This window comes from Clostridium sp. FP1 (assembly GCF_011065975.2).
Lineage (GTDB): Bacteria > Bacillota > Clostridia > Clostridiales > Clostridiaceae > Clostridium_AD > Clostridium_AD tagluense.
The window spans coordinates 4,634,493-4,650,059 of sequence record NZ_JAAMNJ020000001.1 but is presented as its reverse complement, the minus strand read 5'-3'; the positions used below and the strand labels follow the sequence as shown (position 1 = coordinate 4,650,059).

At 30.3% G+C, this 15,567-nt stretch carries 15 protein-coding genes and 1 riboswitch; of the genes, 12 read left to right on the top strand and 3 right to left on the bottom strand.

Going from position 1 to position 15,567, the window contains the following annotated elements; translation table 11 throughout:
- Positions 1-36 precede the first annotated feature (36 nt).
- Both G9F70_RS22010 and G9F70_RS22005 read left to right on the top strand, forming a co-directional pair.
- Positions 37-1,362: a glycosyltransferase gene (locus G9F70_RS22010; RefSeq protein WP_224617734.1), complete on the top strand. Its 1,326-nt coding sequence runs from the start codon at positions 37-39 to the stop codon at positions 1,360-1,362.
- Between the two features lie 27 nt (positions 1,363-1,389).
- On the top strand, positions 1,390-2,601 hold the full coding sequence (locus G9F70_RS22005) for a hypothetical protein (protein ID WP_164943958.1): 1,212 nt from the start codon (positions 1,390-1,392) through the stop codon (positions 2,599-2,601).
- Positions 2,602-2,632: 31 nt separating this feature from the next.
- Here the strand turns inward: G9F70_RS22005 and G9F70_RS22000 are convergent, their stop codons facing one another.
- Positions 2,633-3,841: a right-handed parallel beta-helix repeat-containing protein gene (locus G9F70_RS22000; protein WP_224617884.1), complete on the bottom strand. Its 1,209-nt coding sequence runs from the start codon at positions 3,839-3,841 to the stop codon at positions 2,633-2,635.
- Between the two features lie 344 nt (positions 3,842-4,185).
- The gene (locus tag G9F70_RS21995) at positions 4,186-5,550 is read right to left on the bottom strand and encodes a right-handed parallel beta-helix repeat-containing protein (RefSeq protein ID WP_164943960.1); all 1,365 of its coding nucleotides are present in this window, start codon (positions 5,548-5,550) and stop codon (positions 4,186-4,188) included.
- Between the two features lie 18 nt (positions 5,551-5,568).
- Positions 5,569-5,649: riboswitch (cyclic di-GMP riboswitch) on the bottom strand.
- Between the two features lie 248 nt (positions 5,650-5,897).
- On the opposite strand from G9F70_RS21995, the gene G9F70_RS21990 reads away from it, so the two are divergent.
- The 4 genes from G9F70_RS21990 to galU all read left to right on the top strand — a co-directional run bounded on the left by G9F70_RS21990 (position 5,898) and on the right by galU (position 9,874).
- Positions 5,898-6,890: an LCP family protein gene (locus G9F70_RS21990; RefSeq protein WP_164943961.1), complete on the top strand. Its 993-nt coding sequence runs from the start codon at positions 5,898-5,900 to the stop codon at positions 6,888-6,890.
- Between the two features lie 64 nt (positions 6,891-6,954).
- Positions 6,955-7,788, top strand: coding sequence for a dTDP-4-dehydrorhamnose reductase (gene rfbD, locus G9F70_RS21985; protein WP_164943962.1), 834 nt, complete (start codon positions 6,955-6,957; stop codon positions 7,786-7,788).
- Positions 7,789-7,951: 163 nt separating this feature from the next.
- Positions 7,952-8,938, top strand: coding sequence for a UDP-glucose 4-epimerase GalE (gene galE / locus G9F70_RS21980; RefSeq protein ID WP_164943963.1), 987 nt, complete (start codon positions 7,952-7,954; stop codon positions 8,936-8,938).
- Positions 8,939-8,962: 24 nt separating this feature from the next.
- Complete coding sequence (gene galU, locus G9F70_RS21975) at positions 8,963-9,874, top strand: UTP--glucose-1-phosphate uridylyltransferase GalU (RefSeq protein ID WP_164943964.1); 912 nt, start codon at positions 8,963-8,965, stop codon at positions 9,872-9,874.
- A 148-nt stretch (positions 9,875-10,022) separates the two neighbouring features.
- On the opposite strand, the gene G9F70_RS27130 is transcribed toward galU, so the two are convergent.
- Positions 10,023-10,154 carry a hypothetical protein gene (locus G9F70_RS27130; protein WP_263484350.1) on the bottom strand — a complete coding sequence of 44 codons (132 nt, stop codon included), beginning with the start codon at positions 10,152-10,154 and terminating at the stop codon, positions 10,023-10,025.
- Between the two features lie 321 nt (positions 10,155-10,475).
- Here G9F70_RS27130 and G9F70_RS21970 point away from each other — a divergent pair, with 321 nt between their 5' ends.
- From G9F70_RS21970 to G9F70_RS21945, 6 genes are all read left to right on the top strand, one after another.
- On the top strand, positions 10,476-11,144 hold the full coding sequence (locus tag G9F70_RS21970; RefSeq protein WP_164943965.1) for a sugar transferase: 669 nt from the start codon (positions 10,476-10,478) through the stop codon (positions 11,142-11,144).
- 33 nt (positions 11,145-11,177) lie between these two features.
- Positions 11,178-12,224 (top strand): mannose-1-phosphate guanylyltransferase, encoded by a 1,047-nt coding sequence (locus G9F70_RS21965; RefSeq protein ID WP_164943966.1) that lies wholly within the window; start codon positions 11,178-11,180, stop codon positions 12,222-12,224.
- Between the two features lie 73 nt (positions 12,225-12,297).
- Positions 12,298-12,747 carry a PssD/Cps14F family polysaccharide biosynthesis glycosyltransferase gene (gene pssD / locus G9F70_RS21960; protein WP_164943967.1) on the top strand — a complete coding sequence of 150 codons (450 nt, stop codon included), beginning with the start codon at positions 12,298-12,300 and terminating at the stop codon, positions 12,745-12,747.
- A complete protein-coding gene (locus tag G9F70_RS21955) occupies positions 12,744-13,238 on the top strand; it encodes a glycosyltransferase (protein WP_164943968.1) in 495 nt (164 codons plus the stop codon). The genes pssD and G9F70_RS21955 overlap by 4 nt, the downstream gene beginning before the upstream one ends.
- Entirely contained in the window at positions 13,235-14,338 is a 1,104-nt protein-coding gene (locus tag G9F70_RS21950; protein ID WP_164943969.1) for a glycosyltransferase, read from the top strand. The genes G9F70_RS21955 and G9F70_RS21950 overlap by 4 nt, the downstream gene beginning before the upstream one ends.
- Positions 14,339-14,379: 41 nt before the next feature.
- Positions 14,380-15,513 (top strand): glycosyltransferase, encoded by a 1,134-nt coding sequence (locus tag G9F70_RS21945; RefSeq protein WP_164943970.1) that lies wholly within the window; start codon positions 14,380-14,382, stop codon positions 15,511-15,513.
- Positions 15,514-15,567 lie beyond the last annotated feature (54 nt).

Sequence of the window (15,567 nt, the reverse complement as noted above, 5' to 3'; positions counted from 1 at the left end):
AGGACAGGAGGATTAACTAAATATTCTGTAGACCTTATGTTGAGCCAAGTTGAAAGTGGAAATGAAGTTTCTTTGTTATATCCGGGACATTTTTCGCTTAATAGGAAATTTCGGATTAATAAGGATAAATCCTTTGTAAATAAATCCTTTAATAGTATTAAGGTATTTGAAATATTAAATCCTCTTTCCATTCCGTTATTAAGCGGAATACCTAATCCGAAAGTATATTTGAAAAATATAAATGTGAATATTTATATTGATTTTTTAAAAGATTTAAAGGTAGAAATCATACATATTCACACATTGATGGGGCTTAATAAAGAATTGATTACAGCTGCAAAACAGTTAAATATAAAAACCATATTCACATCTCATGATTATTTTGGAATATGCCCTAAAGTTAATCTTATTAATTTACAAGGGTCAATATGTGTGGATTATGACAATGGGAAAAACTGTATAGATTGTAATAGAAATGGCTACAGTAATTCGCTAGTGGTTTTAATGCAGTCAAAGACTTATAGAAAACTAAAGAATAGTTTAATTGTAAAAAAATTAAGAAATTATAAGCAGAAAGTAATTATTAAAAAAAACAATAGTATAATTGAATACCAACCGGTAAAAGGAAAGAATAATAACACTTGTGCCAAGGACTATGTTAACTTAAGAAAGTACTTTATAGATATAATTAATAATATAGATTACATTCATTACAACAGCACAGTTGCCAAAAATGCATATGAGAAATATATTGATAATGTAAATAGCAAAATTCTTAATATTTCTCATTCAAATATAGAGGATAATAGAATACAAAAAAGCAGTAGCAACAATGAACCATTAAAAATAACATACATTGGATCAATAGAAAAATATAAAGGTTTATTTTTCCTACTGAAGGTGCTTGAAAAGTTAATGAAAAACAATGTTAACAATTGGAGTTTAGATATTTACGGAAGAAATGTAAATATAGATATAGATAAATATGGGGAAAAAGTAAAGATAAAGGGTACTTATAATTATTCTGAGTTAGAACAAATATTCAAGAATACAGATGTGCTTATAGTACCTAGTATTTGGTATGAGACATTTGGGTATATAGCCCTAGAGGCATTTTCCTATGGAGTACCTGTTATTATGACTGATTTTGTAGGGTTTAAAGATATGATAACTCCTGGAGTTACTGGCATCATAATTAAAGTCTCAGAAGATGAATTATATAATAATCTACAAACTATAATAGACAACAGAGAAAAATTATCTTATATTAATGAAAATATAATTGCGTTACCAAGTATTTATACAATGAAAAATCACACTCAGGATGTAATGAAATTGTATGATGATTTAAGTTTTAATTAAATATTAAAGAAATGGAGAAATAGTTGAATGGAAATGTTAATGGCATTATTGTATTGCTTTCATCAGATGGCTGCCAATTTACCCTTTGCTCCTAAAACCTTAACTGGCAATTTAGATTTTTTTTATGCCTTAGGTATATTCGGGGTTATTTTTGTTATATTTAAAAGAAAAAAAGACATTTCACTTTTAATAATATGTGCACTACCTATCGCAATTTATGGTATTCTTCAAAGGATGACCATGGTTAATTTGGATATTCAAAAGCTTATGGTTAATGTTTCTAAAATAACTATATGTATTTCTCTAATGATTTTGGTATATAGGAAAGTGCATGATTTTAAAATTAAGAAATTTATTGATTATGTTTGTAGGATATACATAATATTTACACCCATGGCTTTGATATTTTCTAGTAATGAATATTTTTGGAGACTCCATGATACTATAAATAAATATAGCCTTACGAGACTCAATTTATTTTATATAGAACCTAGCGAACTGGGCTTTCATTTATCTTTTATAATTATTATATTAATGTATTTAATTATTGTAGAGAAAGATAAGAAGATAAACCGAAAATACATAGTTTATACCGTGAATTGCTTAATTTTATTAGTGTTATCTAGAGCTTATGGCGCTTCAGTAATATTATTGGGAACCATACTTTCTGTATCATTTGTAATTATAATAGCAAAGATGAACTATAAAAATATTTTAGTTGGATATGGATTAAGCATAATTTTTACTACAATAATAATAGTATCTATTGCGACTAAATCATCAATGTATATGAGAACTGTTGATACACTAAATGGAAGTGATTCTTCCAATAGTTATAGAGTAAATGTTACTCAAAAATTTACTAGTACAGCAATAGCGAGTACTGGTGGAATTGGAGTTGGGCTTGGCAATCTGAATACAGAAAGCACTAGGAAAATTTTCAAATCAACTGGCATGACAGCTGTGGTAGCAGCATCATTTCCATATTTCATTGCAGAAGGCGGGGTATTTGCAGTAGCATATCTTGTTATATTAATTCTATTTTTATTAATTAATGTATTATACAAAAAAAATATGCTACTGGCAAACCTTCTGTTATTTAGTTTTTTATATCAGATTTATGGAGGTTATTTCACAAATCCAGTAAATTGGATTATATATGGATTAATACTAAGCAAATGGACACCTGAGAAAATTCAGGAGGGAAACAATATAAACGCAATAAAAGGGATAATTTAATAAATTATCCCTTTTGATTCGTTGTTCTTTTTTATTTTCCAATGGTCATTTTAGCATATTCATGAAGTCCTTTTTTGTAACCGGTTATTATATTGCTATCTATTTTGTTGTATTGATTAGTATTAGAAGTTGAATAGATCCCACTCTTAGCTATAACTCCACTACTTGAGCTAATCTTATTACTCCTAATTGTTATATGCTCAGGCTGAGCTGCTCCATCGGAGTCAAGTAATATTCCATTACCCTTTTCTACAGTATTTGTATCATTTTTGCGGTTTGTATTTGTTATAGTGTTATTTGATATAGTGCAATTTGCACTTCCTGCGGTTATATCAATACCATTAGTTTGTGCAGATAATACTTTGTTTCCCGTAACGGTTGTTCCAGTTGTATCATAAAGACATATTGCTCCTAAATTACCAACACCGCTTATTGATTCTTCTACTGTATTGTTTTTAACAATATTATTATTGGACTGCCATACTTCTATTTGATTAAATCTGTTATTTTTACAAGTATTGTTTATAAGAGAATTACCATTAGTAACCTTACTCTTACCTCCGTAAATTGTAGCGCCTTCCTGGCCATTGCCTTGGCAGAGATTATCTCTTGCTACAGAGTCTGTCGTACCTTTTCCTGTGGTGGAATTATAACCGAATATTACACCTTGCCCACCGCTATTTTTTAAAATATTGTTTGTCACGGATATTTTAGTTCCATTTAAAGAGTAAACATGACCACTTATTTGTTCCTTAGCATAGCCACCAAAAACTTTAGGGTTATCAAAATTATTATTATGGATTGTAATATTAGATGAATTATTATCTATTAAAATCCCATATTTGCGTATATCATAGAAATATGAATTTGTAACTGAGCAGCCACTTGCATTGGAAAGATTAATGGCTGCAAAATCAATGGTATTTGTGAATCTGCAATCAGTTATCACAAGTCCTTTTTTTTCGGTAACACTTACAGCTGTAGCACAATTTTGAAAATCTATACCCTGGAAACTGTTAGCATTGCCTACAGAGAATAAAGTATTTTTACCTGTGCCTTTAATTACAACATCACCGCCTGTAATTAATTTTATTCCATCTTTTAATTTAACAGTGCCTTGAAAACTATATGTACCTTTTGGTAATTTTACTGTACTACCGTTAGGATAAGAATCTATCATTTTTTGAAATGAAGCAGAAGTATCCCTTGCTCCAGTTATGTCTAATGAATATTTTTTAATATCATTTTTATTAATGTTATGAAGAGCTGGATCTTTTGCTTTATTAATAATTATAAATGTCGTTATTATAATTGATAAACAAATTAATGCAATAATTGAAAGTATATTTTTTTTAATATTGATTTTTAAAATATTTAATCACTCCTTTTATGTGGATTTCATTCTATTATTATATAATGAGTAGCCCTTTAATTATAACATTAATAGACATAAGTAAGTTCATTCTATGTGTTAACAGAGCAACAACAAAAGACCTCAGTGGGAGTATAAATCTCCTTCTGAAGTCTTTAATATTATAAAATTGAAGCTGATAGTTTAAATAAGAATTTTATCTAGTGTAATTATTATTTTCCACAAGTGGCTAGAGCATAACAATGATCTCCATACTTGTAGCCTTTGGTTATATTACCACTTATTTTGTTATTATGATTTTTATTAGAAGTGGAGTATATACCACTTTTAGCTATAATTCCGTTAGTTGAGCTAATTTTATTATTGGTGATTGTAATATATTGAGGATCAGCTACCCCATTCCAGTCAAGTAATATGGCATTACCTTTCTCGGGAGTATTAGCATCATTTTTACCATTAGTATCAGCTATAATATTATCTGATACGGTGCAATTTGAAGTACCTGCTATTATTGCTATGCCATTAGTTTGCGAAGACAATACATTATTACCTGTAACAGTTGATCCAGTTGTAGCAAAAAGGCATATTGCACCCAAATTTCCACGACCTTTAATTGATTCTTCTACTGTATTGTTTTTAACAATGTTATTATCAGATTGCCATATTTCTATTTGATTAAATCTGTTATTTTTACAATTATTATTTATAATAGAATTTGCGCTGGTAACCTTCTTGCTACCTCCATAAACTGTAACACCTTCCTGACCATTGCCTTGGCAATTATTATTGGCCACTACAGAATTGCTTGTACCTTTTCCTGTGGTTGAGTTGTAACCAAGTATTACACCTTGTCCTCCACTGTTATTCAAAACATTATTTGTTACGTAGATGTTTGTTCCATTTAAACAATAAACATGTCCGCTTATTTGTTCAATGCTATAGCCACCAAAAACCTTAGGATTATCAAAATTATTGTTATCTATTATAATATTAGAACTATCTTTATCTATTAAAACTCCATATTTGCGTATATCGTAAAAATATGAATTTGTAAGGGAACAGTTACTGGCTCCATAAAAATTAATCCCTGCATAATCAATGTTATTTGTAAATCTGCAACCTATTATATTAATTCCATTTTTTTCGAAAACACTTAAAGCTGTAGAGCAATTTTGAAACTCTATACCTTCAAATCTGTTAAAATTGCCTGCAGAAAATAAAGTATTTTTGCCAGTGCCTTTAATTATAACATCATTAGAAGAAAGTAATTTTATATTGTCTTTTAATTTAACAGTACTAGAAAATTTATATATACCTTTTGGTAATTGTATTACAGAGCCTTGTGAAAAAGAGTCTATCATTTTTTGAAATTGGATTGAGGTATCTGATACTCCTGTTATATCTAAATTATAATTTATAGCATTTATAATAGTAGGAATATTAGTTGTCATAGATACGTTAGAGGATTGTGCTGTTAGATCAGCAGCATTTGTAGTAGTTAGAAAGTAACTAACATTTGATAAAGAAATTAATATTATTATTGCGGTTATACTTTTTTTGAAATTGTTTTTTAACATTTAAATCACTCCTTTTATTTCGGTGGCTAGGCTACCATACCTAAGTAAGGCCCTATGGCTTTGCGTCCTTACCTTTCGATAAGTTTGCTATTATCAGTAAAAGATTCATCTAGAAGATTTATGTAGAATATTAAATAAAATATTACCATTAGTATATATTATCGAAAACAATCTATTATCCTTTAGATTTTCTTAAATTAGTTATAAAAATGGGTGGAAACATGTTCATTTTGAAATTTTAAATTTGCCATAAATTTATGGGAGATATATAATTAATTGTGGTTATTTTAAAGTCTGAATAGCACTTTCCAAATTGATTATACTAATCATTATAGGAAGGTGAAAATATGAAGAAAATGAGACCATGGATGAAAATTATTTTAAGTGTATTTATTATTATTGTAATAGGTGGTGGAGCTGTATTTAGCTATACATTTTATCAACTTAGCAAAATGAATACTTCAAAAATATCAAAAACCGATGCAGGGTTAGGTATCAAGCCTGAAGTATCTGTAAAAAAACAAAATGAAAAGGGCATAATAAATATCGCACTCTTCGGTCTAGATAGAGAGGATAAAAACCAGCCAAGTCGGTCGGATTCTATAATAATACTCTCTATTGATAAAGTGCAGAAGAAAATAAAAATGTCTTCTATTATGAGAGATACATACGTAGAGATAAGTGGCCATGGTAAAACAAAGCTTGCACATGCATATGCCTACGGTGGACCACAGCTTGCTATAAGAACTCTTAATGAAAATTTTAATTTAGACATTAGAGATTATGTTTCTGTGGATTTTATTGCCTTTGAAAAAATAATAGACGATATTGGCACAATAAATATAGATATTAAACAAGACGAAATTAGTGCGATAAACGATAAAATACTTGAAGCTTCTAAAATCGAAAAAAAAGCGGTTACTAAAATTACAAAATCGGGACTGCAGACTTTAAATGGACTTCAGGCTGTTGCGTATGCAAGGGTACGCTATACTACTGGCGGGGATTTCCGGAGAACTGAAAGGCAAAGAACGGTATTATCAGCTGTGCTTACAAAAATTAAATCATTAGGGGTAACAGAATCTCTATCTGTTGCTACTAAGATTCTACCTTATACTGAAACAAACATGAATAATATGGAAATAATAAAAAATGCTAAAGAAATGGTTACGCTTAATATAAAGAGCTTGGAGCAGGAGAGATTTCCAGTAGATGGCTACTGCAGGGGAAAAACTATTGATGGAGTGTGGTATTTAGCTGCGGATATGTCGGCTACTATAGACCAAATCCACAAATTTATTTACAAAGATATAAAGCCGGTGCCTAAAGCCCCATTGTAAATATGGCATAGGTGATAATTTAAATTATTTCTAGTTGTAAATAAAATATAAAGGAGAATGAATTATGAAGATATTAATTACAGGAGCTAATGGCCAGCTTGGAACAGAGCTGGCTAATCAATATAAAGATATAAAAAGTATTGACTTAATACTTGCGGGTAAATCAGAGTTAGATATAACAAACCTACATGATGTATATAGTTTTGTAAACCAAAAAAAACCAGATGTAATTATTAACTGTGCTGCATTTACGGCTGTGGATATATGCGAATCACAAATAGATATGGCATATAAGATAAATGCTATAGGACCTAAGAACTTGGCTATAGCTGCAAATGGAATTGGGGCAGAAATTGTTCAAGTATCAACAGATTATGTTTTTGATGGTAATACTGATAAATCACTAACAGAGTTTGACCCAGTAAATCCACAAACTGTTTATGGGAAGACAAAGCTTGAGGGAGAGATATTAGTTAAAAGCCACAATCCTAAGCATTATATAGTTAGAACTGCATGGCTTTACGGAGAAGGGAATAATTTTGTAAGGACTATGATAAATTTAAGTAAAACTAATACAACAATAAAAGTAGTTAATGACCAAAAGGGAACACCTACAAGTACTGTGGATTTAGCTAGAGTTATAATAAAACTTATAGAAGATAAGAATTATGGATTGTTTCATTGCACCTGCAAAGGCGAATGTACCTGGTATGAATTCACTAAAGAAATATTTAGACTTAAAGGTATTTCTACAGAAGTTTTGCCTTGCACAACAGATGAATTTAAAAGACCAGCAAAAAGACCTAAATATTCAATGCTTAGAAATTATATGATGGAACTCACTTGTGGGGATATAACTAGGACTTGGGAAGAAGCGATTAATGATTATTTAAAATAATAAAGTCAGAAAGTAATCTGGCGTAAAGTCATTTTTGATGGCTACTCCTAAGTGAAAATAATGGTAAAATAGTGAGCTAAATAGTATAATTGCATTGTGGGATTCTTATAACTTACAAACGAGATTAAATAATTTTGAAGCCAGTTGAAAGGGGTTGAATATATTGGCTATTTTAGTTTGTGGCGGAGCTGGATACATTGGAAGTCATATGGTAGCGGAGCTTTTAGAAAAAGGCGAAGAAGTTGTAATTCTAGATAATCTTCAAAAAGGACATAAGCAAGCAGTACTTGGTGGTAAGTTTTATGAGGGAGATTTAAGAGATAGTAACCTATTAGATCTTGTTTTTAATGAAAATAAAATAGATGCAGTTATAGATTTTGCAGCAGACTCACTAGTGGGAGAGAGCGTAGTGGAGCCACTAAAGTATTTTGAAAACAATATAGGAAGTACTGTTAATTTACTAAAGGCTATGAGAGATCATAAAGTACGCCATATAGTATTTTCCTCAACAGCTGCAACTTATGGAGAACCGGAGAGTATACCTATCCTTGAAGAGGATAAAACAATACCAACTAATCCCTATGGAGAGTCAAAGCTTGCAGTAGAAAAGATATTAAAGTGGTGTGATAGTGCTTATGGGATTACCTATACAGCCCTTAGATATTTTAATGCGGCAGGAGCTCATATATCTGGGAAAATAGGAGAAGATCACTGGCCAGAGTCTCATTTAATACCATTAATTCTTGAGGTAGCACTAGGAAAAAGAGAAAAAATTATGATATTTGGGGATGACTATCCTACAGAAGATGGTACTTGCGTAAGAGATTATATACATGTAACAGATTTAGCAAATGCACATTTACTTGCCCTTAAAAGACTTATGAATGGTGGTAAAAGCACCATTTGTAACTTAGGCAATGGGGAAGGTTTTTCTGTTAAAGAAGTTATAGAAGTTGCAAGAAAAGTTACAGGCCAGGTCATAAAAGCTGAAATTGCACCAAGGCGTCCGGGAGACCCTGCTGTACTTATTGCTTCTAGTGATAGGGCAGCAAATGAGCTCGGTTGGAACCCTAAATATAATTCCCTTGAAAACATCATAGAAACAGCTTGGGAATGGCATAAAAATAATCCTAATGGGTATGAAAAATAACTTATAAAATAAGGAGGTGTTTATATGAAAGTCAAAAAAGCTATTATACCAGCAGCGGGACTTGGAACAAGGTTTCTTCCTGCAACAAAGGCACTACCTAAGGAAATGTTACCTATAGTTGATAAGCCTACCATGCAATATATTATAGAGGAAGCTGTGGCTTCAGGCATAGAAGAAATATTAATTATTACAGGAAGGAATAAAAAGTCTATTGAAGATCATTTTGATAAATCTGTAGAACTTGAGCTAGAGCTAGAAAATAAGCATAAGGATGGCTTACTTGAACAAGTTAGAGATATATCAAACATGGTAAATATACATTTTATAAGACAAAAAGAGCCAAAGGGACTTGGTCATGCTATAAATTGTGCAAGAACATTTGTGGGTAATGAACCTTTTGCTGTTATGTTGGGTGATGATATAGTTGACGCGAAGATCCCTTGTTTAAAACAACTTATGGACTGTTTTGAAGAAAAGGGAGCAACAATTTTAGGAGTTCAAGAGGTAAAAGCAGAGAATGTAGATAAATATGGCATAGTTGATGGAGTGCAAATTAGCAATAGAGTATACAAGGTTAATAACCTTGTTGAAAAACCACAAGTAGATTTAGCACCTTCAAATGTAGCTATACTTGGTAGGTACATTATAACTCCAGAGATATTTGATATATTAGATAATACAAAGCCAGGTAAAGGTGGAGAAATTCAACTAACGGATGCTCTAAAGACTCTAATAGGGCAGCAAGACATGTATGCATATGTATTCGAAGGAAGAAGATATGACGTAGGTGATAAATTAGGATTTCTTGAGGCCACAGTTGAGTTTGCACTAAAAAGAGAAGAATTAAAAGTTCCTTTTATGGAATATCTTCAGACTTTAAAATATAATGATGAGTTTAGTGACTTATATAAAAAAGTAGAAAAAAGAAGATTGTAGTTGTGAAAGAATGAAAATTTAGAATTGCAGCTTTAAAGATAATTAACTTAAATAAGATAGAATTTGCTCATGAGCAAATTCTATCTTATTTTTTTTGAATTTTAATGAAAAAGAATTTTATAGAAATTTTGTGCGAATGGCAATAAAGTTAAAAATCTTTATGGTGATTAGGATTGTTATATGGCATTGGGGGGGTGGCCTTTCCAGCTGCTTTCATTAGGCTAGCATAAGAAATATACATAATAGTTAATATAAATCCAATAATTATAAATTTTATCATTAAGACTACATCCTCCCACATTAATAACAGTTAATAGATTTTTATTCATATAAAGGTATATATAGATTATATGTCTTAATGAAAAAAAACACAATGAATTATGGTGACAGGCCACTGGGATGTTAGATGATTGTTAATTTATGTTATTAGTATGATATTTTTTAAATACAAAAGAGGTACTACATTTTTATAGGGTTTGAAAATTACATATAGAGATAATCAGTGGTTTTGTAACAAAAAAATTTTGGTTATAATTGGTGAGAATGTGAAATAGAATAGAGGATAGTCATTCTTATATTTTAAAAAGAAGAGGTGATATATATGCAACAATCAGAAGAAAATTCCATGGTTCAAGAGTTGGAGAATGCCAGAGAGTATGAGAAAAATATAGTATATTTTGTTATCAAAAGAATAATTGATATTATGGGTGTTTTATGCGGAATTTTATTACTAAGTCCTGTGATGATTGTTGTTGGTATTTGGATTAAGTTAGATTCAGCAGGACCTGTTTTTTTTATACAGGAACGAGTTGGACAAGATGGTACTAGGTTTATGATGTATAAATTTAGATCTATGTGTTTAGATGCAGAATATCTTTTGAAAAAGCTTAAAGATAAAAATGAAATGTTAGGGCCTATGTTTAAGATAAAAGATGATCCAAGAGTAACTAAAGTAGGGAGATTTATAAGAAAGACAAGTATAGACGAGTTACCCCAACTTTTTAATATATTAAAGGGAGAAATGTCACTTGTGGGACCAAGACCAAGTCTACCTAAAGAAGTAGAACAGTTTACCTCATTTCAAAAACAAAGATTAGTTGCAAAACCAGGCTTAACTTGTTATTGGCAGGTAAGAGGAAGAAGTGATGTGAGTTTTCAAGAATGGATGGAAATGGATGTTCAGTATATAGAAGAACGAAATACATGGATAGATATAATACTTATATTCAAAACGGTGAGAGTGCTGTTTGGGGATGATGGTGCAAGGTAGTAGTTCAAAATTGAAAGTAAGGAGGTGTACTTAATGCTTTGTGCATTAATAATGGCAGGAGGTAAGGGCACTAGATTTTGGCCCTTGTCTACGGCAGAAAAGCCAAAACAGTTTCTGAAGCTTATTAGTGAAGATACAATGATTCAAATGAGCGTGAAAAGATTAGAAAAACTTATTCCTATAGAGAGAATATTTATAGTAACAGGTAAAAGATATATGGATCTAGTTAGAGAGCAGTTACCTAACTTACCAAATAGAAACATCATTATAGAACCTGTAGGAAAGAACACGGCACCTTGCATAGCACTTTCAGCTTTTCATATTAACAAAATATACGGAGATGCTACTATAGCAGTATTACCATCGGACCACCTTATTACTGGTGAAGAAAAATTTTTAGAAGTTTTAAATTCAGCAGATGAATTTGTAGACAAAAATAAAGAAGCCATAGTAACTATAGGTGTAAAACCAGATAGACCGGAAATAGGATATGGCTATATAAATTATAGCCATATACATTGTTTAATAAATGGATATGAAGTTAGAAGTGTTAAAAAGTTTGTAGAAAAACCAGATTTACATAAGGCAAAGGAGTATTTAAAAGATGGAAACTATCTTTGGAATGGTGGAATGTTTATTTGGAAGGTCGCCAATATTTTGAGACTTACAAGTCAATATTTGAAAAATACTTTTGAAGTGTTAAGTGAAATAGTAGCGACCTGCGAAGAGGATTATCAAAGAGTATTAGAAGAAAAATACAATAATATTGATAGTATATCTGTAGATTTTGGAATTATGGAGAAAGCAAAAGACATATACGTTATTCCAGGAGAGTTTGGATGGGATGATGTGGGAAATTGGGAAGCTGCCCAGAGATACATGATGAAAGACTGTAATGATAATGTTTGTATGGGTAATGTTAAGAAATTTGATTGTAGCAATAACATTATTATTAGTAATGTTAAACCAATAGTTATCTCAGGGCTTCAAGGTATATTTGTGGTTGAAAGTGATGATATGATATTTGTTGGGAAAAAGGATGGAATGGAGAGTATAAGAGATATCAAGATGAAAATTTAAAAAGGCGGGGTTATAAACAATTAGGACAAGCTTATAAGTCATAATGAAAGAACAATACATGGAAGGAGATAATATGAAGATCTGTTTAGTTGGTTCAAGTGGAGGTCATTTGACGCATTTATGGTTACTTAAAGAGTATTGGATAAAGCATGATAGGTTTTGGGTAACATTTGATAAAGAGGACTCAGCTTCATTACTTAAACAGGAGAAAAAATATTTTTGCTTTTTTCCAACCAATAGAAATATACTAAATCTTATACGTAACACTTATTTAGCTATAAAGGTATTAAAGAAGGAAAAACCAGATTTAATAATTTCCACCGGAGCTGCAGTAGCTGTACCTTTTTTCTATATAGGAAAATTATTTGGCGCAAAGCTTATATATATAGAAGTATACGATAGAATTGATTTGCCAACAATTACAGGTAAATTAGTCTATCCTATAACTGACAAGTTTATACTGCAATGGGAAGAACAAAAGAAATTTTACTCTAGTGGGATAAACATAGGAGGGATTATATGATATTTGTTACAGTAGGAACCCATGAAGATTCTTTTGATAGATTAATTAAAGAAATAGACAGACTTAAAGGTGAAAAAATTATTTTGGAAGATGTAAAAATCCAAATAGGATATACTAAATATTTACCTATATATTGTAGCTATGAGAGGGTTATTGGGTTTGAGAGGATGAATAAGCTAGCGAAGGAAGCTAGGATAATAATAACTCATGGAGGCCCGGGTAGCATGCTACTAGCTTTGCAGTATAATAAAATCCCTATAGTAGTGCCAAGGCAAAAGCAATTTAATGAACATGTAGATGATCATCAAGTGTATTTTAGCAAAAGAATGAAGGCTGAAAATAGAGTTTTAACAGTTTTCGACATAGAATGTTTAGAAGATATTATAGTAAATTACAGTGAAATAGTAGCAAATAACAAGGTAGATGAAGTTAGTTGCACCAGTAACTTTGTAAGACAATTTAAAATAATTGCAGATGAGTTATTGATTTGAAAAAGGTAATATTAGATAGTAGTATTTTATATTTAACAAGAGAAATGGCATATGGTGGCGTAGAAAAGGTTGTAATGCAATTATCAGATTATTTTAAAAATGAATTTAAGAAGGTCGTAGTTTGCTCTTTAGGTGGAAATTATGAAAAAGATTTAAAAGAATTAGATGTGAAACATTATAAAATTGGAGACTTTGAGAATAAATCACTGGCTAATGTGATTAAAATTATATTTCAGCTATATAAAATAATAAAAGTTGAAAAAATTACTTTAGTTCATAGTCAACATAGAATGGGCACCTTTTATGCTAAAATATTATCAATTTTAACTGGAGTTAAAGTTATTCATACCGCACATGTATTACAAGAAAATAAGAAAGGGTTAACAAAATATGTACTTAGGAATACAAATATTATTGCTGTTAGCAATGGAGTTAAAAATAATTTATTAAACTATTTTAATGTAAAGGCTAAGGCAATAATAGTTATATATAATGGAGTTGCTAATGAAAGCTTTGAGTACAGAGAAATTCGAGAGCTAAAGGAATGCAAGGCTGAAGGATATTTTTTAGTAGGGACTATTTGTAGATTAGCTGAGGAAAAGGGAATTAAATATTATATTGAAGCAGCACTACACTTGTTAAAAACAGATGCAAAAGTTAAATACGTTATCGTCGGTGAGGGAGATTTGAAGGAAGAGATTATTAATAGTATTGAAAAGCACAATTTAAGAAATATGTTTATTATTCTTGGGTTTAGAAAAGATGTATTAAATATAATTAATCAATTAGATTTAGTTATATTACCGTCATTGAGGGAGGGACTACCATTGCTTCCCATGGAGGTATTTTCTCAAAATAAAACAATTGTAGCTACCAATATAGAGGGTACTGATGAAGTTATAACAAATAATGTTGATGGATTATTAGTTGAACCTAGAAATTCAAAGCAATTAGCTGATGCAATTTATCATTTGTATTCCAACTCTTTAGAACTTAATAATTTAGGTGAAAATGCATATAACACTTATTGTGAAAAATTTAAATTAGAAAATGTTATGGGAAAGTATAAAAATTATTACGAGGAAATTCTTAATAATTAGTTGTAGCCTTGCCTGTAGATATGGGTAGCAAAGGAGAAAATATGAAAGTATTATTTATTAGTGATGGTATGTCTTTGACTAATACAGGTATTGCCAGCGTGAGTACAAGAAACTATAACTTAGTTAAAAGCGCTGTAGGAGATCAAAATGTTGATTTGGTTGTTATAGGTAATAAACAGTCAGAACAATTTAAAGGTGCCATAAAAACTTATAATTCACCTTCTAATAAGCTAGGTTCATTGATTAATTGTTTGAATTTATATTATCCTGTATTGAATGGACATATAGTTTCATATATTAAAAAAACAATTAGGCAGCATTCTTATGACGTTATATATATAGATAATTCAATGTATGGGAAACTGGCAAAAAAAATCAAAAAAGAATTTATCAATATAAAAGTAGTAATTTTTTATCATGATATAAAATATCAATTAGCAAAGCAGGATTTAAAGAATTCAGGATTCATATATTATCCTAAGTATATAGCAACTATATATAATGAAAGATTGAGTTCAATATATTCCGATAAAACTATAACCATAAATGAAAGAGATGCCGCGCAGTTAAATAAAATCTACAACAAACAAAGCGACTTAAATTTACCTGTTACTATGAAGGACAGGTTTAATGTGGAGATAGCTAATAAAAATAATAATAATAAAAAGGTACCTACAGCTTTATTTGTAGGGGTAGGGGATTACTTTCCTAACGTTAATGCAATGAACTGGTTTATTAGTAAAGTGTTATCGCAATTGGATTTAAAACTTATAGTAATAGGTAAAAATATGGAGAAACATAAAGAAAAGTTTGAAGGTATGTCTAGTAAAGTTAAAGTGGAAGGTACGGTTGTGGATATTGACAGTTATTATTATAAATGTGATTTTGTTATTGCTCCATTATTTGATGGTGCGGGGATGAAGGTAAAAGTTGCTGAGGCTTTTATGTTTGGAAAGACGGTTTTTGGCACCAAAGAGGCTTTTGAAGGCTACGATATAGATAAATATAGTGGTTCAGGTTTTTTATGTAACAATACCATAGATTACATTAAAGCAATAAAAAATTATATTGAGAATAATAAAGATCATAATTATAATGATGTAGCTAGAAAGTTATACCTTGAAAACTTTATAGACAAGTTATATATTAATAAGCTAGTGGAGCTACTAAAGTAGTATAGAGTTAATAGAAAAAATAATATGGAAGTTTAGCATTGTAAATTCATGGAG